The following is a 23756-nucleotide window of genomic DNA, read 5'->3' as shown; positions in this document are numbered from 1 at the left end:
CGCCGCCCGCCCGGCCCGCCCCACGACCCCCCCCCCCTCCCCTCCCCCGCCCGCCCGAGCGGGGGGGGGCGGGGGGCCCACCCCCCCCGGCGGCCCCGGTACCGGGGCCCCGCCGGGGGTCTCGCACGTAATGTCGAGGCACATCTGCGGGCAATTCGCCCGAATCGACCCGCCGCCGGTCGCGCACAGTTACACCGGCGGCCTATGATCGGCGGACGTGGCCGAGGCCGCCGACAGCTCCCCGGTCACCGGCCGGGGTCCGCCGAGCGGAGCGGGGCCGCGGGCCGGTCTCCGCCCGCGTGGGTGTGGGCGGTGAGTCAGTGGCAGCAGCGGACGGGAGCGTGCCGTGCCGGGCCGGAACGTCGGGGCCGACGCACACCATCGGGGTGGGTGGCCCGAAGCGCCGCGCCCGCAGGGCGGTGCGCACTCCCCGGGGGTGGCCGACGGCCCGCCCCAGATCTGCACCGCCTGCGGCAGTTCGCTGAGCGCCGACGCGGTGCACCTGGCGGACGCGCTGCGCGCCAGCGAGTCCCGCTTCCGCGCCGCGTTCTCGGACGCCGGCATCGGCATGGCGCTGATCGACACCGACGACCTGGTGATCGAGGGCAACCCGGCGTTCGCGGCGATGCTCGGCCGGGAGACCTCCGAGCTGCCCGGCATGCACATCCACCGGATCATCGAACCCGAGGACCCGTCCCGGCAGCGCTACCGCGAGCTGGTGCGCGGCGAGCGCGACCGGATGCGCACCGAGAAGCGCCTCAAGCACCTCGGCGGGCAAGAGGTCTGGGGCCGCGTCACCGTCTCGCTGATCCGCGACGGCGCCGGCCGCCCGTACTACACGCTGGTCATGGTCGAGGACATCACCGAGCAGCGGCAGCTCGGCGACCGGCTGGCCTATCAGGCACTGCACGACCCGCTGACCAGGCTGCCCAACCGGGCGCTGTTCTACGAGCGGCTGGAAGCGGCGTTCAAGCCGGACGGTCAGGCCGGGCCGGCCGTCCGGAAGGACGAGCACCGGATCGGGCTGTGCTACATCGACCTGGACGGGTTCGCCGCCATCAACGAGACCCTCGGCCACCACATCGGCGACCAGCTGCTGGTCGCCGTCGCCGCCCGGCTGGAGCACGGATTCGCCGACGGCGAGGGCCAGTTGGTGGCCCGCCTCGGCGGCGACGAGTTCGCCGTGCTGGTCACCGACAGCGGCGGCGACCAGCAGCTCACCCACCTGGCGGCGGGGCTGATGAACGCCCTGGAGCGGCCCTTCGAGGTGGCCGGCCACCGGCTGACGGTGACGGCCTCGATCGGCGTGGTGGAGCGCCCGGTGCGCGGTTCCACCCCGACCGACCTGATCCGCGACGCCGACTCCACCCTGTACTGGTCGAAGGCCGACGGCCGCGCCCGCTGGACGCTGTACGACCGCGACCGCGGCGCCGACCAGCTGACCAGGCACCTGCTGGCGACGGCGCTTCGCCCGGCCGTGGAGCGCGGCGAGTTCATCGTCGAGTACCAGCCGCTGGTGGGTCTGACGGACGGCGCGGTGCACGGCGCGGAGTCGCTGGTGCGCTGGCGCCACCCGCGCTACGGGCTGCTGTCGCCGGACCGTTTCATCCCGCTCGCCGAGGAGTCCGGGGCGATCGTGCCGCTCGGCAAGTGGGTGCTGGAGGAGTCCTGCCGGCAGGCCCGCCGCTGGCTGGCCGAGTTCCCGGACGCGGAGACCTTCGTCTCGGTCAACCTGGCCGCCCGCCAGATCTGGGACTCCGACGTGGTCGCCGACGTCGCCGAGGTACTGGAGCGCACCGGGCTGCCCGCCCGGCTGCTGCAACTGGAGATCACCGAGAGCGCGATCCTCGGCCCGAGCGGGCGCCCCCTGCAGGCCTTGCAGGCGCTCGCCGAGATGGGCGTGCGGATCGCCATCGACGACTTCGGCACCGGCTACTCCAACCTCGCCTACCTGTCCCGGCTGCCGGTGCACGCGCTGAAGCTCGACGGCACGTTCATCGAGGCGTTCCGGGAGAGCCCGTCCGGCGACGGCGGGCGACGGCGCGCCGCCGACGAGCAGATCGTCGGCGCCGTCGTGCAGTTGGCGCACGCGCTGGGCCTGACCGTCACCGCCGAGGGCATCGAGCACGCCGCGCAGGCCGAACGCCTGCGGCAGACCGGCTGCGACACCGCTCAGGGCTGGTACTTCGCCCGCCCGGGCGCGCCCGACCGGATCGCCGAGATACTGCGGCAGTGCCCGCGCCGGTAGCCGTCAGGGCTTCGTGAGTCCGTACGCCTCGGCGATCATCCCGTAGGACGTCAGCCGGTTCTGGTGGCCGTGGATGTGCGAGGTCACCATCAGCTCGTCCGCCCCGGTGCGGCGGCGCAGCGCCTCCAGGCCCTCGGCGACCTCCGCCGGGGTGCCGAGCACCACGTTGGCCAGCCAGGAGTCGAGGAAGTCCTCCTCGGCCAGGGTGTACGGGTGCGCGGCGGCCTCCTCGGGGGTGGGGATCGGCCCGGGCCGGCCCTGGCGCAGCCGCAGCATGCCGAGGCCGGCCGAGCGGGCCAGCCACAGCGCCCGCTCGGTGCTCTCGGCGGCGACGGCGCTGACCCCGATCAGCGCGTACGGCTCGGCCAGCACCGCGGACGGGCGGAAGGTGTCCCGGTACAGGTCGAGCGCGGGCACCGTGTTGGCGGCGCTGAAGTGGTGCGCGAACGCGAACGGCAGGCCGAGCCGGGCGGAGAGCTGCGCGGAGAAGCCGGACGAGCCGAGCAGCCAGATGGGCGGGCGGGAGGCCGAGCGCGGCACCGCCTCCAGCCGGGCGTAGGGGTGGCCGTCGGGGAAGTCGCCGTCCAGGAAGTGGGTGAGTTCGGCGAGTTGGCGGGGGAAGTCCTCGGCGCCGTCGGCCAGGCCGCGGCGCAGGGCGCGGGCGGTGGCCTGGTCGGTGCCGGGGGCGCGGCCGAGGCCGAGGTCGATCCGGCCGGGGTGCAGGGCCTCCAGCAGGCCGAACTGTTCGGCGATGGAGAGCGGGGCGTGGTTGGGGAGCATCACGCCGCCGGAGCCGAGCCGCAGGGTGCTGGTGTGCGCGCCGAGGTGGGCGAGCAGCACGGCGGGCACCGAGGAGGCGACGCCGGGCATGCCGTGGTGTTCGGCGACCCAGAACCGGTGGTAGCCCCAGCGTTCGGCGCTGCGGGCGAGTTCGGTGGTGGCGGCGAGCGCCTCGGCGGCGGTGTGGCCGGTGCCGACGGTGGCGAGGTCCAGGATGGAGAGCGGGGCGGGGGCGGTGCCGGCCGCCCGGCCGCGGATCCGGTCGTCCTCGCCGGGGTGCTGTTCGGTCGGCTCCGGTGCGCTGCTCATGCGGTGCGTCCTCCTGGTGCCCCGGCCGGGCGCCCGGGCGTTCGTCGGAGCACAACCCGCCGGCCGGCCCGGCTGTTCCCGCCGCCCGCCGCGAATGTGTCGGCTGGCGAGTTCGCGCCAGCGCGGGAAGTCGCCAGGGGGAACGGTCGAGCCGGGGCCCGGGGATGCGGCAGGCTGGTGCCGTCGCGGACGACCTACCGGCTCCGCGCACCGTACGGATCGGCGGGCTCGACCAGCACCGCCGGTCCTTCCCGAGCCCCCGCAGCGGCACCCCGCCGGGGGCTCTCAGCGTTCCCGGACACGTGTGCGACATCCCACACAGGGGTGCTTCAGGTGATGAAAGGTGTCCGCGCTAGCGTTGACCCTCGTTGCAGCTGCCTCTCCCCCGGGCGGGCTGGAGGGAGAGAACCTTGGACGCCAATGCCGCCATCGCACCGGCGTGGTACTGCGCCATCGCGCTGCTCGCGGTACTCGGCGACGCCTTCCTGCCGTTCCTGCCCAGCGGGACGCTGGTGATCCTGGCCGTGCTGAAGACCGGCCAGATGGGCGGCTCGCCGCTGCCGCTGGCCGCCGGCGTGGCCGTGGCGTCCTTCCTCGGCGACCTGCTGCTGCTCAACCTGGCCCGGCGCGGCGCACCCGCGGTGAACCGTCGCCTGGAGCGCCGGCCCCGGCTGGCCGCCAACGTGGCCCGGGTGCAGCGGGCCCTGACCGGCCGCACCACCAGCCGGACGGCGGCGGCGATCGTCATCGTGGCGCGCTTCGTCCCGGCCGGACGGACGGTGCTGGACCTGGCGGTCGGTCACTCCCCGAACCGGCCCTGGACGTTCCTGCGCTGGTCGGCGGTTTCCGCGGTGGTGTGGGCGGCGTACATCGTCAGCCTCGGCTGGCTGAACCTGCACTGGTTCGACACCGAGTGGCTGAGCCTGGTGATCTCCAGCCTGGCGGCGACGGCGGTCAGCAGCCTGGTGGTCCAACTGGTCCGCCGACGCCGCCGGCTGGCCGTGCTGGTCGAGGGCGAACTCGTCTAGCAGGGGTTTTGTCCCAGGACGGCAACAGGCGGGCCCTGGCGGGAGCCGGGCGGACCCGGTCCGCGTGATGACTGGTTGAGGATGGGCGGCTTGGACCGTCCGTCCCGGGCATGCCATCCTTGGGTGGCGAAACCGTCAAATTGTCCGAGTTTGCCAGAAGTTGACCATCCGAAGCCGCGGCAGGCCTCCGGATCCCTTCTGGCCGGGCCCACTGCGGCAGGGGAGACCATGAGCACCATCTCGCGCAGGACAGTGCTGTCCGCCACGGCAGCCACCGCGGCCCTGGGAGCCGTCGCGGCCTGTTCCAGCGGAGGCGGTGCGACCGGCCGCCCGGGGTCGGACGCGGGCACCGGCTCGGGCGGCACCGGCAAGCCCGCGCCCGGCCAGTCCGGCACCAAGGGCACCCCGATAGGCGACGGCTCCAACGCCGACACCGGCCCGCAGCCCAACCAGCCCAAGTGGGAGAAGCTGAAGCCCGGCGAGGCCCCGCCGCAGTTCGTGGTGTTCTCCTGGGACGGCGCGGGCGCCACCGACGACGGCCAGTTCACCCGGTTCCTCAAGCTCGCCGAGGAACACAAGGCGACCATGACGTTCTTCCTCTCCGGCATCTACACGCTGCCGAAGGAGAAGGCCTCGCTGTACCACCCGCCGAAGCACTCGCAGGGCGCCTCCGACATCCCGTTCCTGTCCGAGAACGCCGTCCGCAACACGCTGAAGCTGATCAGCCAGGCCTGGCTGGCCGGCCACGAGATCGGCACCCACTTCAACGGGCACTTCTGCTCGACCCGCTCGGACGGCAACGGCGTCAACAAGTGGACGCCGGAGGACTGGGAGAGCGAGATCGAGCAGGCGGTCTCCTTCGTCACCCAGTGGAAGACCAACACCGGCTTCACCGACGTCGACCCGCTGCCCTTCGACTACAAGAAGGAACTGATCGGCGCCCGCACCCCGTGCCTGGAGGGCCAGAAGGCGCTGTTGCCGACCGCCGCCAAGCTCGGCTGGAAGTACGACGCCAGCTCGCCCGGCGGGCAGCAGATCTGGCCGCAGAAGGTGCAGGACGGCAAGATCTGGGACTTCCCGCTGCAGGGCATCCCGTTCCCCGGGCACAACTTCCAGGTGCTGTCGATGGACTACAACATCCTCGCCAACCAGTCCGCCGGCTCGACCAAGGGCGACCCGGCCAAGTACGGCGAGTGGCGCGACCAGGCCCGGGACTCCTACCTGGCGGGCTTCAACCGCGCCTACAGCACCAACCGCGCGCCGTTCTTCGTCGGCAACCACTTCGAGCAGTGGAACGGCGGCATCTACATGGACGCCGTCGAGGAGACCATGAAGCAGATCGCCGGCAAGCCGGACGTCCGCCTGGTCTCGTTCAAGCAGCTGGTCGAGTGGATGGAGGTCCAGGATCAGTCCACGCTGCGCAAGCTGCGCACCCTGGGCGTCGGCCAGGCCCCGGCCGGCGGCTGGCAGACCTTCCTCGGCACCGCCTGACGGTCCACCGCCCCGCCCGCCCCGGCCGCCGCACCGCGCGGCCGGGGCGCGTGCTGCGGGTAGCGGTCCCGGACGGCGGTGGCGATCGTCTCGGACGCCCGGCCGTCGCCGTACGGGGAGGGCACCTCGGCGAGCCGCGCCGCGAGGCCCGGGTCGGCGAGCAACTCGCGCAGCGCGGCGTCGAGTTCGGGCCCGGGGCGGGCCAGCCGGGCGAACCCGGCCCGCACCGCCTCCGGACGTTCGGTGGAGTTGCGGACCACCACCAGAGGGCGCTTGAGCACCGTGCACTCCTCCTGGACGCCGCCGGAGTCGGAGACCAGCAGCCGGCAGTGCCGGGCCAGCGCCAGGAACGCGGCGTGGCCGAGCGGCTCGATCGGGCGCAGATCCCCGCCGGCGGCGAGCAGCCCGGCGGACGCGGCGGCCGCCCGGGTACGGGGGTGCAGCGGCAGCAGCACCGGCAGTTCGAGGCCGCCGAGTTGGCCCAGCAGCCGGGCGAGCCGCTCCGGGTCGTCGGTGTTCTCGGGCCGGTGGACGGTGGCCAGCAGGTAGTTCTCGGGCGTGACGCCGTGCCGGGCCAGGACGGCGCGGGCGGCGAGGTCGTCGGGCAGGGTGGCGAGGGTGGCCTCGACCACGGTGTTGCCGGTGACCAGGATCCGCCGCGGGTCGATGCCTTCGCGCAGCAGGTGGTCGGCGGCGGTCCGGGTGGGCGCGCAGTGCAGGTCGGCGAGCGGGGCGATGACCCGCCGGTTGGCCTCCTCGGGCATGGCGGCGTCGAAGGACCGCAGGCCCGCTTCGACGTGCACCACGGGGACGCCCGCGCAGTGCGCGGCGAGCGCCCCGGCGGCGGCGGTGTTGGTGTCGCCCTGGACGATCGCGGCGGCGGGCGGGTGTTCGGCGAAGTGCCGGCTGAGTTCGCCGATCATCCGGCCGATCTGCTGCCCGCGCGGTTCGCCGCCGACGCCGTCCAGCCGGTGGTGCGGGGCGGGCAGGCCGTAGCCGGTGAAGAAGGCGGTGGTGAGGGCCGGGTCCCAGTGCTGCCCGGTCCACACCAGGCGGGTGCGGGGGCCCAACAGCCGGGCGAGGGCGGCGAGTTTGACGATTTCCGGCCGGGTTCCGAGGACCAGGGCGAGGTCGCGGGAGGTCATGGTGCTCCATGGGTGGGGCGGGACTCCGGGCTGGGGCTTCCGAATGGCGTCTCACATGGTCTTGAGGCCGCGTCGATGAGCGCCACGCGCCGCGCCCTTGCCGATCGGCCGCGCCGCAGGACCACCCGCCCGGCGCAACGGCCGGGCTCTCGGCCGCGGTGGCACCGACGGTCGATCGCGCCCGGCCGGGGCGTGGGGCGTCCGAGTGGACTTCCCGCCGACCTGCGCGTCACGGCGATCTGATGATCAGCCCGGCAGTCACCTTTGGCTCCGGCCCGGAAGCCACCGGGCCGAGACGAGAGGAGACGACCGTGTACGGACCTCACGTGGGCGGAATCCCGCCGGTCGCGGCCGGCGGCGGGGTGCTGGCCTCCACCGGCTCGCCCGGGCTCGGCCTGGCCGCCGCCGCGGCCACCGGCCTGCTGCTGGTCGGGGTGCTGCTGGTGCGGCGCGGCCGGCTGGCCGCCGGCCCCGGATCCGAGCACTCGGACGCCCAGCGCCCCGAAGCCCGGCGCCGCCGCCCCTGACCGCCGCCGGACCCGGGCGGCACGGCCGCCGGGTCCGGCCCGTCCGCCCCTCGCGTGGAGCCGCCCATGCCTGCCACCGCACTCTCCCGGCCGCCGGCCCGGCCGGCCGCCCGCCCCCGCCCCGGCCGCCTCGGCACGGTGTGCGGCCCGCTCTCCCTCGCCCTGGCCGGACTGCTGGTCGGCGGCGAACACATGTACCGCAACCTGGAGTTGACCGCCGTCTCCCAGCTGACGACCCACCTGCTGGGCCTGCGCACCCTGCTGCTGCCGAGTCCGAGCGCACCGGTGCTGTACGCGGGCGGGCCGGACCATTTCGAGCGCGGCATCGCGCTGACCACCGGGTGCAGCAGCGCCCTGCTGATCGCCCCGTTCGCGCTGGTCCTCGGCCTGCTGCTGGCGTTCGGCCACCGCCGCCCCGGCCGGCTGCTGCTGGCCCTGGCACTGGCCGTCACGCTGATCGCCGGCACCAACCTGGGCCGGCTCACCCTGATCGTCGCCATGCAGCACCGCTACGGCAGCGCCGGCTTCGAGTGGACGCACGTCCTGTTCGGCTCGCTGCTGATGATGCTCGCCGCACTGGCGGCCCTGCTGCTCTGTCTCGCCGTGGTCGCCCGCGGCTCCCACTCCGCCGAGGACGTCGCCCCGTGAGCCTGCTCGACCTCTCCGTCTGCCTGTCCTTCATCCTCGGCGTCGGCTTCCTCGGCTACGTCGGGGTGATCGTCACCGGTTTCCTGCGCGCCCGGCCGGACGCCCCCGGCGACCCGTCCGGCTACCAGTGGCACTTCGTGATCCCGTGCCGCGACGAGGACGCGGTGATCGGCCTCACCCTCGACCACCTGCACCGGCGCTTCCCCACCGCCCGGCTCTGGGTGGTGGACGACCACTCGACGGACCGCACCGCGGAGGTGGTCCTCGCCCTCGCCACCGCGGGGCTGCCCGTCCACCTGGTGCGGCGCCGGCTGCCGGACGCCCGCACCGGCAAGGGCGACGCGCTGAACGCCGCGTACCACGCGCTGGAGAGCTGGCTGCCGCCCGGCACCGACCCGGACCGGGTGGTGCTGACCGTGGTGGACGCGGACGGCCGCCCCTCGCCGAACCTGCTGCACGTGCTGGCCGGGCCGGCCTCGTTCGGCGACCCGGCGATCGGCGCCGTCCAGGTGGAGGTCCGGATGTCCAACCGGGCGGTGGCCGCGCCGCTGCCCGGCCGGAGCCGGGCCGCCAACGCCCGCGCCCGGCTGCTGGCCCGGCTCCAGGACCTGGAGTTCCGCGGGCCGATCTCCGCCATGCAGATCACCCGGCGCCGCACCGGCACCGTCAACGTCGGCGGCAACGGGCAGGCCAACCGCCTCAGCGCGCTGCGAGCGGTCGCCGCCGAGACCGGAAACCCCTGGGGGAAGGCCCTGTTGGAGGACTTCGAACTGGGCCTGCGGATGATGCTGTCCGGCCGCCGCAACGGCTACACCACCACCGCCTGGGTCGAGCAGGAGGCGCTGTGGAGCGTCCGTCAGCTGCTCACCCAGCGGGTGCGCTGGGCGCAGGGCTCAATGCAGTGCGCCCGCTACCTGCCGCGGATCTGGAGCTCCCGGCAGTTCAGCGCGCTCGGCTTCCTGGAGGTCGGTTACTTCATGGCGCAGCCCTGGCTGCAGGTGATCGGGCTGTTCGCCTACCTGCTGCCGATCGGGGTCTTCGGCTACCACGCCTGGGCCTACCCGGAGTTCACCGTGGACTTCCTCACCCACGGCGGCGCGCTGCTGATCGGCCTGTACCTGCTGATCGGTGTCACCGAGTTCGCCGTCTGGGGCCCGCTGTACCGGCGGCACTGCGAGCGGGACATCGGCCGGGGCTCGGCGCTGGCCTACGGGCTGGCGCTGGCGGTCTACGCGGTCGGGACGTACCTGGTCGCGGTGCGCGCGTTCTGGCGGCTGGTGCGCGGGGAGCGGAGCTGGCACAAGACCGCCCGGACGGGCGTGCATTGACGCTCCATCAGACCACTTGGATCGACTGCTCCATTCGATCGGATTTTCCGACTTTCGCATAACTCCCGTGCCTTATCAGGGAATTGATCGGCAGCCACTGGCACATCCACCACCAGAAAGGCGGTCCGCTCGTGACCACCACCCGCACCCGCGTCCTGGCCGGCGCAGCACTCGCAGCCGGCCTGTTCTGCTCCGCCGCACCCGCGTTCGCCGCGCTCACCTCCCCCGAGGCACTGGCGTACGTGGTCTCGGCCGACGCGCTGAACAACAACGTGGCCGTCCCGCCGCAACCGCTGTCCACCTTCCCGCCGGGCGGCACCAAGACCCTGGTGGGCCTCAGCGTCGGTCCGTTCGCGACCAACGCCACGCTCACCGCCACCACCGCGGGTGACGCGACGACCGGCACCTCGTCCGCCTCCGCCACCGTCGACCAGCTGAGCCTCACCCTCGGCCCGGCCCTGACCGGTGAGCTGACCGGCGTCAGCTCCACCTGCGACGCGGACCCCGGTAGCGCCACCGGCAACGGTGTCATCGCGAGCGGCACGGTCACCGTCCTGGGCGTCCCGACCACCTTGCAGGCGAACGCCCCGAAGAACACCAGCCTCACCGTCCCCGGCCTCGGCGACGTGATTCTCAACGAGCAGTCCACCGACGCCAACGGGGTGATCACCGTCAACGCCGTGCACCTCACCCTGCTGCCCGCCCTCGGTGGCGCCAACGTGATCGTCGGCCACGTCGAGTGCGGCGGCGCGCCGGCGGCCGCGACCGTCCCGATGATCAACACCCAGGTCGGGCTGATCGGTGGCTCGCTGGCCGCCGCGGCCGTCTTCGGCACCATGTACCTGCGGCGCCGCGCCTGACCGGGCCCGACATGCCGGTGCCCTCTCCCTCCGAGCGCGGAGAGAGAGGGCACCGGCACGTCCGCGCTCAGACCAGCAGTTCGGCCAGCCGGTCGGCCCAGATGATCGAGTAGTGGCTGGTGTCGGCGACCAGCTCGGTCGGGACGGTGACCTTCGCCGCCGTCAGCCGGCCCTCGTCGTAGAGCGCCTGGGGCTCGTTCAGCAGGCCTCGCTCGGCGTACAGGAAGCGGGTCGGGACGGTCAGGCGGTGGATCGCGCCGGCGGCCTCCGCGTCGAGCAGGACCTGGGTGCCGTCGGTGGTGATCGCCTCGTGGACGCAGGAGGAGACCAGGGCGGGGGCCTCGCCGACCAGGTCGCGCTGGGTGTAGGCGTCCAGCTCCTCGTTCCAGTCGGCGAACGCGGGGTGCGCCTGCCAGAACGCGCGGTAGGCCTCGCGGCTCTCGAAGGTCATCGACAGCCGGGCCAGCGCCGGGCCGAGCACCGCGGCCAGCGCGTCCTCCTCGCGGACGCCGTCGGGCAGCGGGAAGGACACCGCGCCGTCGACCAGGACCAGGTCGGCGAGCAGCTCGGGGTGGCGGGCGGCGGCGACGGCCGACACCCAGGCACCCATCGAGTGGCCGACCAGCCGGACGGGGCCGGCGTCCAGGTGGCGGATCAGCGCGGCGACGTCCTCCGCGTGCCGGCCGAGGCCCCACGGGCCCGGCAGCTCGCGGCTGGCGGCCCGGCCGCGCAGGTCGGGGGCGTACAGCGAGACCCGGCCCGCGAGCAGGCGGGCCAGGCCGGCCCAGGCCAGCGCGTTGGCCGTGATGCCGTGCACGGCGACCACCACGGGCGCGCCGGGGTCGGCGGCCGGCCAGTGCAGGACGGCGAGGTCGCCGCCTTCGACGGGGACGGTGAGGTGCTGAGGGAGGGTCATGCGGCGCCTTCCGGTACGGCGGTGACGGACACCTTGGCGGCCTTGGCGGCGCGGCCCGCCCGCAGCCGGGCGGGCAGCTTGGCCAGACCGCCGGGCAGCAGGTAGACCACGGCGACGAAGAGCGTACCGAGCAGGAACAGCGGCTGGGAGAGCGGAACCCGCAGCACGGACGGGAGTTCGGCGATGGACGCGGAGTTGGCGAGGTCGCCGAGCCGGTGCGCCGCCCAGGTGTAGAGCACGCCGCCGAGCAGCGGCCCCCACCGGGTGCCGGAGCCGCCGAGCACCACCATCACCAGCAGCGCCAGCGTCGCGTCCGAGCTCGCGGCCTGCGGGGTGGCGCCGCCGGTGAGCAGCAGGTAGACCACGCCGCCGGCGCCGGCCAGGCCGCCGGCCACGGTGAACGCGACCAGCTTGAAGCCGTACGGGCGCAGGCCCAGCACCTCGACCCGGCGTTCGTTCTCGCGGATGCCGGCCCAGACCCGGCCGGTCGGCGAGGAGACCGTCCAGTGCACCACGGCGAGCGTGACGACCAGGTAGAGCACCGCGATCCAGTACAGGTTGGCGGTGTTCTGGATGCCGATCAGCGCGTCGGGCAGGTGCTCGGCGGGCGCGGAGCGGCCCTCCTCGCCGCCGGTGAGGCCGCCGGGGTTGCGCTGCACCAGGATCGCCCCAGCCTGGGCGAAGGCCAGCGTGACCATGGAGAAGCCGATGCCGGTGACCTTCAGCGACACCGAGCCGAGCAGCAGCGCCAGGGCGATCGAGCAGGCGATGCCGAACACCGCGGCCGGCACGAAACCGAGGCCGAACTCCAGCATCGCCAGGTCGGTGGCGTACAGGCCGGTGGCGAAGTACAGGGCGTGGCCGAAGGAGAGCAGGCCGGTGCGGCCGAGCAGCAGGTCGTAGCCGGTGGCAAGGCCGCCGTAGACCAGGCAGAGCGCGATCAGTTGGAGGCTGCCGGGGCTGCCGAGCGGTCCGTCCAGCAGGCCGGGCAGCGGCAGGGTGCTGTACGGCGCGATCACCAGGACGATCAGCAGGGCGAGCGGCCACCAGCGCTTGAGGTGGGTGGTCATGCGAGTCTCCCGGTGAGTCCGCGCGGCTTGACGAGCAGCAGCACGGCGAGCAGGACGACGACGGAGAGGTCGCCGAGGCCCGCGGCGGTGTAGTAGTTGGCGAACTGCTGGACGAGTCCGACGCCGACCGAGGCGACGGCCGCGCCGGTGACGGAGCCCATGCCGCCCATCACCACGACCACGAAGGCGAAGATCAGCAGGCCGGTGCCCTGGCCGGGGTTGATCGAGCCGAAGTACAGGCCGGCCAGTGCCCCGCCGAGCGAGGCGGCGGCGCCGCCGATGGCGAAGACCAGGGTGAACGCCTTGCGGACGTCGATGCCGAGGGCGGTGACCATGGCCCGGTCCTCGACGCCGGCCCGGACGATCAGGCCGTAGCGGGTCTTGGCGAGGAACAGCCGCAGCAGCACCAGCACGATCAGCGCGGCGGCCATCAGCACGAAGCGGTTGACGGGCACGGTCGCGCCCAGCAGGTTCACCGTGCCGGACAGCGCCTCGGGCTGCGGGAACGGCCGGGCGTCGGCGCCCCAGATGCCCATGATCAGGGCGGGCAGGGCGAGTCCGACGCCGACGGTGGCGAGGATCTGGTCGCGCGGCCGGGAGTACAGCGGCCGGATCAGGGCGAGTTCGAGCAGCACCGAGGCGGCGGTGCCGACCGCGGTGCCGAACGGGACGGCCAGCCAGAACCCGAGTCCGCCGTCGGTGGCGGCCCACCAGGCGGCGTACGCGCCGACGGACAGCAGCGCGCCGTGGGCGAAGTTCAGGACGTCCATCAGGCCGAAGATCAGCGAGAGGCCGGAGGCGACCAGGAAGTACAGCGCGCCGAGCCCGAGTCCGGTGCAGGCGAGCAGGACGACGGTGTTCATCAGGCAGACACCTCGGGATCAGGAGCGGCGGGACGGTGGCTGCCGACGCCGAGCAGGCGGCGGGCGGCGTCCTCGTCGGCGAGCAGTTCGCCGGCGTCGCCCTGGTGGGCGGTGCGGCCGTCGGCGAGGACGGCGCAGTGGCCGGCCACCCGGCGGACCAGGGCCAGGTTCTGTTCGACCAGCAGCACGGGGACGGTCTCGGCGGCCCGGGCGAGCACGTCGGCGACCTCGGTGACGATCTTCGGGGCGAGGCCCTTGGTGGGCTCGTCGGCGATGATCAGCCGGTTGCCGTTGAGCAGCGTGCGGGCGATCGCGACCATCTGCTGCTGGCCGCCCGACAGGGTTCCGGCGGCCTGCTTGTGGCGCTGCTTCAGCTCGGGGAACAGCTCGAAGACCAGGTCGTAGGCGGGAGTCGAGTCCCGTTCCGCCAGGCGCAGGTTCTCGGCGACGCTGAGGCCCGCGAAGATGCCGCGGTCCTCGGGGGCGTAGCCGATGCCCTGGCGGACCACCAGGTGGGTGGGCAGCCGACCGATGTCGGTGCCGTCGAAGACCAGCGAACCGGTGCGCGGGACGAGTCCCATGACCGCTTTGACGGTGGTGGTCTTGCCGGCGCCGTTGCGGCCGAGCAGGGCGGTGACTCCGGTGGCGGCGACGTCCAGGTCCACCCCGTGCAGGATGTGCAGTCCGTCGATCACCACCTTGAGGCCGCGGACGGCGAGCAGGGTCGTCACAGCGCCTCCCCGAGGTAGGCCCCCTGGACGGTTTCGTCGGCCATCACGGCTTCGGGGGTGTCGAGTGCGAGCAGGGTGCCGTGGTGCATCACGGCGAGCCGGTCGGCCAGGCCCAGCAGCACGTCCATGTGGTGTTCGACCATCAGGACGGTGCGGCCGTGGTCCTGGTGGACCGAGCGGATCAGCTCGACCAGGGCGGGCACCTCCTCGGCGCTCACCCCGGCCATCGGCTCGTCGAGCAGGATCAGCCGGGGGTCGCCCACCAGCAGCACGGCGAGCTCCAGCTTCCGCTTGCCGCCGTGCGAGAGGGAGCCGGCCAGGTCGTCGGCCTGGTCGGCGAGGCCGGTGCGCTCCAGGGTCTCCTCGACCTGCTGGCGGTAGCGCTCGGCGCGGCGCCAGATCCGGTACGACGCGGACGGGCCGGCCGCCGCCTGGGCGGCCAGGCGGACGTGGTCGGCGACGGTCAGGCCGGGCCACAGCGAGGAGGTCTGGAAGGTCCGGCCGAGGCCCCGCCGGGCCCGGGCGGGGACCGGCAGGGCGGTGATGTCGGCGCCGTCCAGGTGGAGGGTGCCGTGGCTGGCCGGGTAGATCCCGGAGATCAGGTTGAACAGGGAGGTCTTGCCCGCCCCGTTCGGGCCGATGAAGGCGACGAACTCGCCTTCGGCGACGTCGAGGGTGACGTCCTGGACGATCGGGACGCCGCGGACGGACCAGCCGAGGCCGTCCAGCCGCAGAACCGGGGCGGGAGTGCTCATGTGCTTCTCAGCCCGCCATCTTGGCGACCGGCGGGGCGACCAGGTCGGCGGGCAGGATCTTCTCCGCGTTGGGCTTGGCGGCGGCGCCGGTGCCGGTCAGCTTGACCTGGAACATCGGCTGGAGCAGCGCGTGGTCCTCGGCGCGGACGGTGAGCTTGCCCTTGACGCCGTCGAAGCTCCAGCCCTCCAGGGCCTTCACCAGCGCGTCGGTGTCCGCGTCGGAGCCCTTGTTGGTCTCCAGCGCGTGCACCACCATCTGCGCGGCGGTGAAGCCGTCCGGGGTGAACAGGTCGGACTTGGAGCCGTTCTTGGTGACGAAGTCGTTCATCGCCAGCTCGGCGTCGGTGCCGCCGGCCGCGCCGGAGAAGTAGTGGTTCAGGAAGTCGATCTTCTCGGCGGCCGGGCCGAACAGCGGGTAGGAGGCGGCCACGTCGAGGCCGGTGACGACCTTGGTCGAGGAGAACACGTCCTGCTGGTTGAGCGAGGTCCACAGCGCGGAGGCGGTCTCGCCGGCCCAGGCGACGAACAGCAGGTCGGGCTTGGCGCCCTTGGCCTGGGTGGCGAACGGCGTCAGGTCGGTCGCGGACGGCGGGGCCAGCACGGCTTCCACGGTGGCGCCCTCGCCGCCGAGGACCTCCTTGACGGCGGCCACGTTGGCCTGGCCGAAGGCGTTGTCCTGCGCCAGCACGGTGACCTTCTTGCCCTTGGCGTCGCCGATGAACGACGCGGCGGCCCTGATGTCCTGGTAGGACTGGCGGCCGGAGCGGAAGGTGTACTTGTTCAGGCCGGTGACCTTGTCGGCGGCGGCCGGGCCGCTGATGAACAGCACCTTGTTCTGCGCCGCGATCGGGCCGACCTGCAGGGCCACGCCGGAGGCGGTGGAGCCCGCGAGGATCTTGTAGTTCTTGCCGATCAGGTCCTTGGCGGCGGAGACCGCCTTCGCCGGGTCACCGGCGTCGTCCTGCTCGGCGATCTCCACCGGGCGGCCGTCCACCGCGTTGGTGCCCTTGGTGGCGTACGACAGACCGGCCTTGAAGCCCTCCAGGTACTGCTTGCCGTAGGCCGCCAGCGGGCCGGTCTTGGAGTACACCAGGCCGACCTTGACCGGGCTCTTGTCGCCCCCGCCCGCCTCCGCCGAGGTGCCCGCCGTACCGGCCTTGGCGCAAGCGGACGCGAGCAGCACGCAGGCGGCCAGCGCGGCGAGCTTGCGGACGGGTCGTCTGGGGGTGGCGTCCGTGACTGACATGGTGGGGAGCTCCTGACGTACCTGTGCTGGTGGGATGCGGGAACCGTAGGGGGGTCGCCCGGAAGACGACATGTGACGGGAACACGCATCGACAGCCCCTTCTGTATGGGTTCGCCACATGTTGCGGTGCCGCCTGCCGCGGGGTGTGCGGCGGACACATGGATCCGCCCCGCTCCATGGCGCCGTCCGCCATGGAAAGCGCCGGGGCCTGCGGCGAGTGTGGTGGCCGCAGTCAGCCCTCACCCTTCGAGAAGGTGGCCCCTTTGGACAAGGTCCTGGACTCCCCCGCCCGCGCGGTAGGGGACATTCCCGACGGCGCGGTGCTCGCGGTCGGCGGCTTCGGCCTGTGCGGCATCCCGTCCACCCTGATCGGCGCGCTCGTCGACGCCGGCACCACCGGGTTGCGGGTGGTGTCCAACAACTGCGGCGTGGACGACTGGGGCCTCGGCCTGCTGCTGGGCGCGGGCCGGATCGCCCGGATGACCTCCAGCTACGTCGGCGAGAACAAGGAATTCGCCCGCCAGTACCTGAACGGCGAACTCGAGGTCGAACTGACCCCGCAGGGCACCCTGGCGGAACGACTGCGGGCCGGCGGCGCCGGCATCCCCGCGTTCTACACCCCCGCCGGCGCCGGCACCCAGGTCGAGGAGGGCGGCCTGCCCTGGCGGTACGCGCCGGGCGGCGGCGCCGTCGCGGTGGCCTCCCCGCCGAAGGAGGTCCGCGAGTTCGGCGGACGCCGCTACCTGCTGGAAGAGGCCATCGTCGCGGACTTCGCCCTGGTCCGCGCCGAGATCGCCGACCGGCACGGCAACTGCGTCTTCCACGCGGCCGCCCGCAACTTCAACCCGCTGTGCGCCACCGCGGGCCGGATCACCGTCGTCGAGGCCGACCGGATCGTCGAACCCGGCGAGATCCCGCCGGACGCCGTCCACCTCCCCGGCGTGTACGTCGACCGGGTGGTCGCCGCCGACCCGACCGACCGCCGGATCGAGCGCCGCACCGTCAGCGCCGTCGCCCCTCAGGAGTCCTGATGACCACCCAGCTCGACCCGCGCGACGCGCTCGCCGCCCGGGCCGCCCGCGAACTGCGCGACGGCCAGTACGTCAACCTCGGCATCGGCCTGCCCACCCTGATCCCCAACCACCTGCCCGCCGGCGTGCACGTCGTCCTGCACTCCGAGAACGGCATCCTCGGCGTCGGCCCCTACCCCGCCGACGCCGACGTCCACCCCGACCTGATCAACGCCGGCAAGGAGACCGTCACCGTCAACCCCGGTGCGGCCTACTTCGACTCGGCGTTCTCCTTCGGCATGGTGCGCTCCGGCCGGATCGACGTCTCGGTGCTCGGCGCGATGCAGGTCTCCGCGAGCGGCGACCTCGCCAACTGGATGATCCCCGGCAAGATGGTCAAGGGCATGGGCGGCGCGATGGACCTGGTCCACGGGGCCCGCCGCCTGATCGTGGTGATGGAGCACACCGCGAAGGACGGCACCCCGAAGATCGTCAACGAGCTCACCCTCCCCGCGACCGGCCGCGCCGTCGTCCACCGCATCGTCACCGACCTCGCCGTCCTCGACGTCACCCGGGACGGCCTCCGCCTGGTCGAACTCGCGGACGGCGTGAGCCTCGAACAACTGCGTGCCGCGACGGAACCCCCGATTCTGTAGGCAGGTGGTGAACCGACAGGGGCCCGGGGAACGGCGGGGGTTCGTGGCGGTGGGGTCGCAGGGCTCGGGGCGTTCCGTCGTTTCTGGTCTCCGTCTTTGACCCGACGCAGCACGACCTTCCCCGGGCCCCCGACCATCAGCAGCTCGGCCCCGCCGTTCCCCGGGCCCCTGGTGTTACTTCCCGACGTTCGGGATCTGCCAGTCGATCGCCTTCTGCCCGAAGCTCTCCAGCGCGGCGTTGATCTGCGAGAACGGCTTCGTGCCGAGGAACGTCTTCTGCGACAGCGGCGACGGGTGCCCGCTCTGCACGACCACGTGCCGGTCGGTGTCGATCAGCGACAGCTTCTTCTTCGCGTAGCCGCCCCAGAGCACGAACACGCACGGCTCCTCGCGGGCGCTCACCGCGCTGATCACGGCGTCGGTGAACTTCTCCCAGCCCTTGTTCTTGTGCGAGTTGGCCTCGTGCGCACGCACGGTGAGCACCGCGTTCAGCAGCAGCACGCCCTGCTCGGCCCACGGCTTCAGGTAGCCGTTGTCGGGCACCGGCAGGCCGAGGTCGGTGTTCAGCTCCTTGTAGATGTTGCGCAGCGAGGGCGGCGTCTTCACGCCCGGCAGCACCGAGAAGCTCATGCCGTGCGCCTGCCCGTTGTCGTGGTACGGGTCCTGGCCGAGCAGCAGCACCTTGACATCCTGGTACGCCGTGGCGGCAAGCGCGGAGAACTCCTGCCCGGCGGGCGGGAACACCTCGTGCTCGGCCCGCTCGGCCGCCAGGAACTCCGACAACTGCGCGAAGTACGGCTTGCCGGTCTCCTCGGCGAGCACCGCGCGCCAGGACTCCGGCACCTCCAGCGTGCCGCCCACGGACGCCTCGGCCAGCTCCGTCACGTTGTACCTCCCACCGGCCGCGCCGCACGGCGGCCGCACTCGCTCGAAAACGTTCCCGGGCCCGTGCCGGACCCGCTGCGAAGAACGCTACACAGTCGCGCCGACAGCCCGCTCCGCCCTCCGTACCCGGAGCGACTCCCAGCCGCTCAGGCCGACCAGCACCGCCGCCAGCAGGCCCAGCACGGCCAGCGCCGGCAGCCGGTGCAGCGGGGTGAGCAGCAGCAGTGCCAGCAGCGCGGCGACCAGCAGGCCGGCCGCCAGCCGGGTCGGCGAGAACTTCCGGAACATCATCCACCGGGTGTAGTTGAAGGCCAGCAGGTACAGCGCGCTGCCGCCGTACAGCAGCCCGAGCGCGCCGCCGCCGAGCGCCGCCCCGGGCCGGGCCACCGTCTCGGCGAAGCCGACCGCGACGGTGATCACCCCGGCGATCAGCGCCAGGTGCCCGTACGAGAACACCCGCCGCAGCACGTCGCGGCGCGAACTCGCGATCTCCATGGCGTGCCGCATCGCGTCGGCGGCGTACCCGAAGTACTGCCACCACAGCGCGCAGGAGATCACGAACGCCACTGCCACCGAGGCCAGTTGGCCCGCGTGCAGCGGGGCGCCGGCCACCGGGGCGCCGATCCCGACGATCGATTCGCCGAGCGCCACCAGCAGGAACAGGCCGAAGCGCTCCGGCAGGTGGCCCGGGTGGTACTCGACCTTCGCCAGCCGCCGGCGGAACAGCAGCGGCGCCGAGAGGTCCGCCGTCGCGGCCACCGCCCACAGCAACTCCCGTGCGGGGGACGGCAACAGGCCGCCGACCACCAGCAGCGGCCCGCTGAAGAACGCGCCCACCCCGTACGGGCCGATCCAGATCCGCCGCACCCGGCGGAACAGCAGCCCGACCAGCACCAGCCGGGCCGCCCAGTACGCGCCGCCGAACAGCACACCGCGTTCGCCGAACGCCCCCGGCAGGGCGAGCGCCAGGAACAGCCCGGCCAGGCCCACCGCGAAGATCCCGATCCGGTCCCGCGGGTTGTCCACGTCCCGGATGTTGGCCTGCACCGTGGTGCCCACCCAGCACCAGTACACCGGCACGAACGCCACCAGGGCCCGCCCGCAGCCCGCCCAGTCGTGGTGGTGGTGCAGCAGCCCCGACACCTGCGTCACCGCGAACACGAACACCAGGTCGAAGTACAGCTCCGCCCAGGTGACGCGCTTCTCCCCCATCCGAACTCCCCCACACCCCAAGCCCCTTGACGCCACCCACCGGCGAACGACCGGCACAGGCTACCGGGCGCCTTTTACCTCCGGCCCCTGACGGACCGTCCGTTCGTACCGCTATCTTGAAAGGCGGTCAGTGCCACGGGCGGACCACCACGGGGGTGGGTCCGCTCAGGGGGAGGGGGATCGGCGATGAGCGACGTCGGCAGCGGAATATCAGGGTTTGTGTACGACACGGTCGCGAACGTCACGTCAGTGGTGACGGGGGCCATGGTCGCCGCCTCGCAGGCGCTGGCGGGCCAGGTCGGCAGCGGGGCGGTCAAGGTCGAGGTCGAGAACCTGCAGACCTTCAAGAACAAGGTCGACCAGATCCTGCGCGAACTCGACGGCTCCGACGCGAGCCACGGCAAGGTCTCCCAGCAGACGCTGACGGCCGGCCAGCTCGGCCAGAACTTCGGACAGGCCGGCGACCTGATGACCGCCTACAACACCGTGCACGGCAACCTGGAACGGCTCTCCCAGAACCTCGCCGCCCAGATCGCGGCGATGAGCGCGAGCATCGGCAGGGCAGCCGGCACCTACAGCGACGCGGACGCCCAGCAGGAGGCCCGGTTCAGCGCGATGCCGGCCCCGGCCACCAGCGCTGTCGACCCGAGGACCGCCTACCGCCCGCCGGCCCCGCCCACCGGCACCCAGCAGGGCGCGTACTGACGACGTCTCCGGCGACGGAGAACGGGGGATTCGAAAAATGATGCAGGGACGCTTCATCCGCGAGATCCACGACGACGGCGGCGAGATCGACGGCGCCAGCCACGAGCAACTGGTGGCCATGGTCCAGCACACGGACCCGATCGCCGTCATGCAGGTGGCCCAGCGGCTGCTGGCCGCCGCGAACAAGATGGACGAGGTCAGCGAAGAGCTGCACGCGCACATGAGCGGCCTCGACTGGGAGGGCGCCGCGGCCGACAGCTTCAAGAACTGGGGCAGCCAGGTCTCCAAGTCCACCATGGACCTGGCGAGTTACTCGCGGAACGCCGGCGAGTACATGGCCTCCGCCGGCGAGACGCTCGCCACCGTCAAGTCGGGTATGCCGGCCGTACCGCACGCCGACATGCAGACCGTCAGCCGCTACGACGACCAGCCCAACGACGCCGTCAGCACCGGCGGCGCCATCCTGGGCGGCATGATTCCGGGCGTCGGCGCGGGGATCGGCAGCTGGGCGGCCGGCAAGATCGCCGACGCGGTCGACTCCGACTGGGTCACGCCCGACGAGGCCAAGGCCGCGCAGCAGCGGGTGAACCAGGCGCACAACGAGGCCGTCCAGCAGATGAACAAGCTGGCGCAGGCGTACCAGCAGTCGACCATGCAGCTCAACTCGGTGCAGCCGCCGGTGTTTCCGCCGCTGCCCGGGGGCGGCGGTGAACATGGTGACGGTTCGGTGGACGTCCCGATCGACGGAGGCGGCGGCAGCACCGGCCGGAACCCCGGTGGCGGCAGCACTCTTCCGCACCCGCCCAGGGTGGCACCGCCGCCTGCCCCGCGTCCGCCGCAGCCACCGACTCCGGGCCCCCCGAATCCTCCGCAGCCGCCGATCCCGGGTCCCCCGCATCCCCCGCAGCCACCGACTCCGAACCCACCGCACCCGCCGGTCCCGGTACCCCCGAACCCGCCGACTCCGACTCCCTGGCCTCCGATCAAGGATCCCGGAACCGGTCTTGACCACACGCCGCCCCCCGCTCCGACGCCCCCGGGCCCGACGGGTCCGGGCCATGGCGGCGGTGGCGGCGGCATCGGCGGGGGCGGCCTCGGCGACGTGGGCGGTGGTTCCTCCGGCGGCGGACGCGGCGGCGGTTACCCGGGCGGCCCAATCGGCGGTGGCCCGATCGGTGGCGGCCTGGGCGGTGGCGGAGCGACCGGCACCGGCCGGACCGGCGGCGGCGGCGCCCCAGGTACGGGCGGCCGGGCCGGTGGCACCACCACGACGTCCGGCGGCGCGGGCCAGGCCGGCCAGGCGGGGCGCGCGGGCACCTCGGGCATGGGCGGCATGCCGCACAGCGGTGGCGGCATGGGGGCCGGCGGCGCCAAGGGCGGTGCCGGCGGCGCACGCGGCGGCGGGCTGGTCAGCCGGGGCGGCGGCACCGTCGGTGGACAGCGCGGGTCGACCTCGGGCCGCGACGTGACGCCGGGCGGCACCGGGCTGCGCGGCCGAGCCGAGCGGGGCGCCGACGGGCGGGCCGGTCAGGGCGGGTTCGGCGGCGGCCACGGCGGTGCGAACCGCAAGGGCAAGCCGCAGGGCAAGCGTCCCGACTACCTGACCGAGGACGAGGACACCTGGACGTCCGGCATGGGTCCGGTCAACCCGAATGTGATCGAGTAGGTCCGCACTGGCTGCCCGGCCGCAGGGGAATACCGCTCCTGCGGCCGGGCAGCATCGTGCGGTCGGGGGCAAGCCACTCGCCGAACAGGTCGGCGCGCGAAGGAGTTTGTGATGCGGCGAACGGGCAGGGCAGGACGGGGGCGGCGGCTCGCCGCAGCGGTGGCGGTCACCGGTGTCCTGTGGGGGTGGTCGATGGGACCCGCGCTCGCGGTGGACTCGATCCGCGCACAGCAGTGGCATCTGGACGCGATGCACGCCGACGAAATGTGGCGGACCAGCACCGGATCCGGGATCACCGTGGCCGTGATCGACTCCGGGGTGAAGGGCGACACACCCGACCTGGCCGGGCAGTTGGTGGCCGGCACGAACCTCAGCGCCCAGTCCGGCAACGAGCTCTCCCCCAGTGACGGCCACGGAACCGAGATGTCCAGCACCATCGCCGGCTCTGGCAAGAGCCTGGGCGGCAAGGGGGCGTACGGTCTCGCCCCCGGGGCGAAGATCCTCCCCATCAAGGTCGACCTGAACAACGGAACCAGCCCGAGCCAAACCATGGACGAGGTCTCCCGGGCCATCACCTACGCCGTCGACCACAACGCAAAGATCGTCAACATGTCGTTGGGCTTCGCGACGGTCTCGCTGCTACCCGCCGACGTCGACAAGCTCCGGGCTGCGGTCGACCATGCGGTGTCCCAGGGCGTCCTGTTGTTCGCCGCAGTCGGCAACACCGGCAACACCGACAACCGTTTGGAGTACCCCTCTTCGATGAGCGGCGTGGTCGGTGTGGGCGCCACCGACCAGGACGGGAAGGTCGCAGCGCTGTCGCAGCACGGCCCGCAGGTGGCGCTCGCTGCGCCGGGCGTGGACATCTACGGCGCGTGCACCGGACCCACCGGCTACTGCAAGGGAAACGGCACGTCCGACGCCACCGCCCTCGCCTCCGCCTCCGCCGCGCTGATCTGGTCGGCGCACCCCGACTGGACGGGCAACCAAGTGCTGCGCGTCCTGATCAACACCGCCAGCAACCCCCAGCAGCGCAGCGACTACCTCGGCTACGGCATCGTCCGCCCGCGGGTCGCGCTGACCACCCCCGGCGACCCGGGCCCGCCGAACGTCAGCCCGCTGGCCGCCGCAGCCGGGTCCTCGCCCGCGCCGGGCAAGTCGGGCGGCGCGGCGAAGCCGAGCGGCACCGCGAGTGTGCCCGCCGACTCCTCGCAGGATCAGGACTCGGCGTCGTCACAGCCGTCCGCCACCGCGGACACGTCCTCGAAGTCGGACAACATGCCGCTGCTGATCGGCGGCGGTGTGGCCGGCGTGGTGCTGCTGCTCGTGGCGGCGGCGATCCTCATGCGCAACCGCCGGACCTCCGCCGCAGGCCCGGTGCCCCCGGTGCCGCCCATGCCGCTCCCGGGCCAGCCGCAGCCGCCGTACGGCCAGGCCCCGCAGCAGACGTACGGTCAGCAGCCGTACGGCCAGCAACCCCCGTACGGTCAGCAACCGCCCTACGGCCAGCAGCCCCCGCCCGGGGGCGGGAACCCGTACGCGGGCTGAGGGGAAGGCCGCCCCTGTGGTCGGCCGGCGGGGCGCACTAGTACTGCAACGGTGCTTATCCTGGCGAGGCTTCGGCTCTTGGGCTGTGGCCTCGTCTCTTGTAGTGGCTGGTCCGGGCCTGCTGTTGGC

At 73.2% G+C, this 23756-nt stretch carries 22 protein-coding genes; 12 read left to right on the top strand and 10 right to left on the bottom strand.

Features of this window, described 5'->3' with window-relative positions; genetic code table 11:
* Positions 1 to 346: 346 nt before the first annotated feature.
* Positions 347 to 2248, top strand: a complete 1902-nt coding sequence (locus tag ACFYST_RS32990) for a putative bifunctional diguanylate cyclase/phosphodiesterase (RefSeq protein WP_387867725.1) — start codon at positions 347 to 349, stop codon at positions 2246 to 2248.
* 3 nt (positions 2249 to 2251) lie between these two features.
* On the opposite strand, the gene ACFYST_RS32985 is transcribed toward ACFYST_RS32990, so the two are convergent.
* Positions 2252 to 3337, bottom strand: a complete 1086-nt coding sequence (locus ACFYST_RS32985; protein WP_387647346.1) for an LLM class flavin-dependent oxidoreductase — start codon at positions 3335 to 3337, stop codon at positions 2252 to 2254.
* Between the two features lie 410 nt (positions 3338 to 3747).
* Here ACFYST_RS32985 and ACFYST_RS32980 point away from each other — a divergent pair, with 410 nt between their 5' ends.
* Complete coding sequence (locus tag ACFYST_RS32980; protein ID WP_387867723.1) at positions 3748 to 4365, top strand: DedA family protein; 618 nt, start codon at positions 3748 to 3750, stop codon at positions 4363 to 4365.
* 228 nt (positions 4366 to 4593) lie between these two features.
* Positions 4594 to 5856, top strand: a complete 1263-nt coding sequence (locus tag ACFYST_RS32975) for a hypothetical protein (RefSeq protein ID WP_387647350.1) — start codon at positions 4594 to 4596, stop codon at positions 5854 to 5856.
* Here ACFYST_RS32975 and wecB read toward each other — a convergent pair.
* Positions 5772 to 7001, bottom strand: coding sequence for a non-hydrolyzing UDP-N-acetylglucosamine 2-epimerase (gene wecB, locus ACFYST_RS32970; RefSeq protein ID WP_387867721.1), 1230 nt, complete (start codon positions 6999 to 7001; stop codon positions 5772 to 5774). The genes ACFYST_RS32975 and wecB overlap by 85 nt on opposite strands.
* Positions 7002 to 7312: 311 nt before the next feature.
* Here wecB and ACFYST_RS32965 point away from each other — a divergent pair, with 311 nt between their 5' ends.
* From ACFYST_RS32965 to ACFYST_RS32950, 4 genes are all read left to right on the top strand, one after another.
* Positions 7313 to 7528: a hypothetical protein gene (locus ACFYST_RS32965; protein ID WP_387647356.1), complete on the top strand. Its 216-nt coding sequence runs from the start codon at positions 7313 to 7315 to the stop codon at positions 7526 to 7528.
* 66 nt (positions 7529 to 7594) lie between these two features.
* The gene (locus ACFYST_RS32960) at positions 7595 to 8176 is read left to right on the top strand and encodes an archaeosortase/exosortase family protein (protein ID WP_387867719.1); all 582 of its coding nucleotides are present in this window, start codon (positions 7595 to 7597) and stop codon (positions 8174 to 8176) included.
* Positions 8173 to 9504 (top strand): glycosyltransferase, encoded by a 1332-nt coding sequence (locus ACFYST_RS32955; RefSeq protein WP_387867717.1) that lies wholly within the window; start codon positions 8173 to 8175, stop codon positions 9502 to 9504. The genes ACFYST_RS32960 and ACFYST_RS32955 overlap by 4 nt, the downstream gene beginning before the upstream one ends.
* A gap of 131 nt (positions 9505 to 9635) precedes the next feature.
* Positions 9636 to 10364, top strand: a complete 729-nt coding sequence (locus tag ACFYST_RS32950; protein WP_387867715.1) for a choice-of-anchor P family protein — start codon at positions 9636 to 9638, stop codon at positions 10362 to 10364.
* A gap of 67 nt (positions 10365 to 10431) precedes the next feature.
* Here ACFYST_RS32950 and ACFYST_RS32945 read toward each other — a convergent pair whose 3' ends face one another.
* The 6 genes from ACFYST_RS32945 to ACFYST_RS32920 are packed head-to-tail and all read right to left on the bottom strand — an operon-like array spanning position 10432 to position 15945.
* Positions 10432 to 11280, bottom strand: a complete 849-nt coding sequence (locus ACFYST_RS32945) for an alpha/beta hydrolase (protein WP_387867714.1) — start codon at positions 11278 to 11280, stop codon at positions 10432 to 10434.
* Positions 11277 to 12350, bottom strand: coding sequence for a branched-chain amino acid ABC transporter permease (locus ACFYST_RS32940; protein WP_387647369.1), 1074 nt, complete (start codon positions 12348 to 12350; stop codon positions 11277 to 11279). The genes ACFYST_RS32945 and ACFYST_RS32940 overlap by 4 nt, the downstream gene beginning before the upstream one ends.
* Positions 12347 to 13213 carry a branched-chain amino acid ABC transporter permease gene (locus tag ACFYST_RS32935; RefSeq protein WP_387647371.1) on the bottom strand — a complete coding sequence of 289 codons (867 nt, stop codon included), beginning with the start codon at positions 13211 to 13213 and terminating at the stop codon, positions 12347 to 12349. Before ACFYST_RS32935 ends, ACFYST_RS32940 begins: the two co-directional genes overlap by 4 nt.
* Complete coding sequence (locus ACFYST_RS32930; protein WP_387867711.1) at positions 13213 to 13944, bottom strand: ABC transporter ATP-binding protein; 732 nt, start codon at positions 13942 to 13944, stop codon at positions 13213 to 13215. The genes ACFYST_RS32935 and ACFYST_RS32930 overlap by 1 nt, the downstream gene beginning before the upstream one ends.
* A complete protein-coding gene (locus ACFYST_RS32925) occupies positions 13941 to 14699 on the bottom strand; it encodes an ABC transporter ATP-binding protein (RefSeq protein ID WP_387647377.1) in 759 nt (252 codons plus the stop codon). The genes ACFYST_RS32930 and ACFYST_RS32925 overlap by 4 nt, the downstream gene beginning before the upstream one ends.
* Before the next feature lie 7 nt (positions 14700 to 14706).
* Positions 14707 to 15945 carry a substrate-binding domain-containing protein gene (locus ACFYST_RS32920; protein ID WP_387647379.1) on the bottom strand — a complete coding sequence of 413 codons (1239 nt, stop codon included), beginning with the start codon at positions 15943 to 15945 and terminating at the stop codon, positions 14707 to 14709.
* A 263-nt stretch (positions 15946 to 16208) separates the two neighbouring features.
* Between ACFYST_RS32920 and ACFYST_RS32915 the strand changes: the two genes are divergently transcribed.
* The gene (locus ACFYST_RS32915) at positions 16209 to 16976 is read left to right on the top strand and encodes a CoA transferase subunit A (protein ID WP_387867709.1); all 768 of its coding nucleotides are present in this window, start codon (positions 16209 to 16211) and stop codon (positions 16974 to 16976) included.
* Positions 16976 to 17611 carry a 3-oxoacid CoA-transferase subunit B gene (locus ACFYST_RS32910; RefSeq protein ID WP_387867707.1) on the top strand — a complete coding sequence of 212 codons (636 nt, stop codon included), beginning with the start codon at positions 16976 to 16978 and terminating at the stop codon, positions 17609 to 17611. The genes ACFYST_RS32915 and ACFYST_RS32910 overlap by 1 nt, the downstream gene beginning before the upstream one ends.
* Positions 17612 to 17785: 174 nt before the next feature.
* On the opposite strand, the gene ACFYST_RS32905 is transcribed toward ACFYST_RS32910, so the two are convergent.
* Together ACFYST_RS32905 and ACFYST_RS32900 are read right to left on the bottom strand one after the other, a co-directional pair.
* The gene (locus ACFYST_RS32905; RefSeq protein WP_387867705.1) at positions 17786 to 18496 is read right to left on the bottom strand and encodes a uracil-DNA glycosylase; all 711 of its coding nucleotides are present in this window, start codon (positions 18494 to 18496) and stop codon (positions 17786 to 17788) included.
* An 87-nt stretch (positions 18497 to 18583) separates the two neighbouring features.
* Positions 18584 to 19708, bottom strand: coding sequence for a low temperature requirement protein A (locus ACFYST_RS32900; protein WP_387867703.1), 1125 nt, complete (start codon positions 19706 to 19708; stop codon positions 18584 to 18586).
* A gap of 186 nt (positions 19709 to 19894) precedes the next feature.
* Here ACFYST_RS32900 and ACFYST_RS32895 point away from each other — a divergent pair, with 186 nt between their 5' ends.
* The 3 genes from ACFYST_RS32895 to mycP all read left to right on the top strand — a co-directional run bounded on the left by ACFYST_RS32895 (position 19895) and on the right by mycP (position 23627).
* Positions 19895 to 20413, top strand: a complete 519-nt coding sequence (locus ACFYST_RS32895; protein WP_387867701.1) for a hypothetical protein — start codon at positions 19895 to 19897, stop codon at positions 20411 to 20413.
* 37 nt (positions 20414 to 20450) lie between these two features.
* Positions 20451 to 22079: a WXG100 family type VII secretion target gene (locus ACFYST_RS32890; RefSeq protein WP_387867699.1), complete on the top strand. Its 1629-nt coding sequence runs from the start codon at positions 20451 to 20453 to the stop codon at positions 22077 to 22079.
* A gap of 111 nt (positions 22080 to 22190) precedes the next feature.
* A complete protein-coding gene (gene mycP / locus ACFYST_RS32885; protein ID WP_387867697.1) occupies positions 22191 to 23627 on the top strand; it encodes a type VII secretion-associated serine protease mycosin in 1437 nt (478 codons plus the stop codon).
* Positions 23628 to 23756: the final 129 nt, after the last annotated feature.

This window comes from Kitasatospora sp. NPDC004614 (assembly GCF_042873675.1).
Taxonomy (GTDB): Bacteria; Actinomycetota; Actinomycetes; order Streptomycetales; family Streptomycetaceae; genus Kitasatospora.
This window is presented reverse-complemented; position numbering and strand designations above follow the sequence as displayed.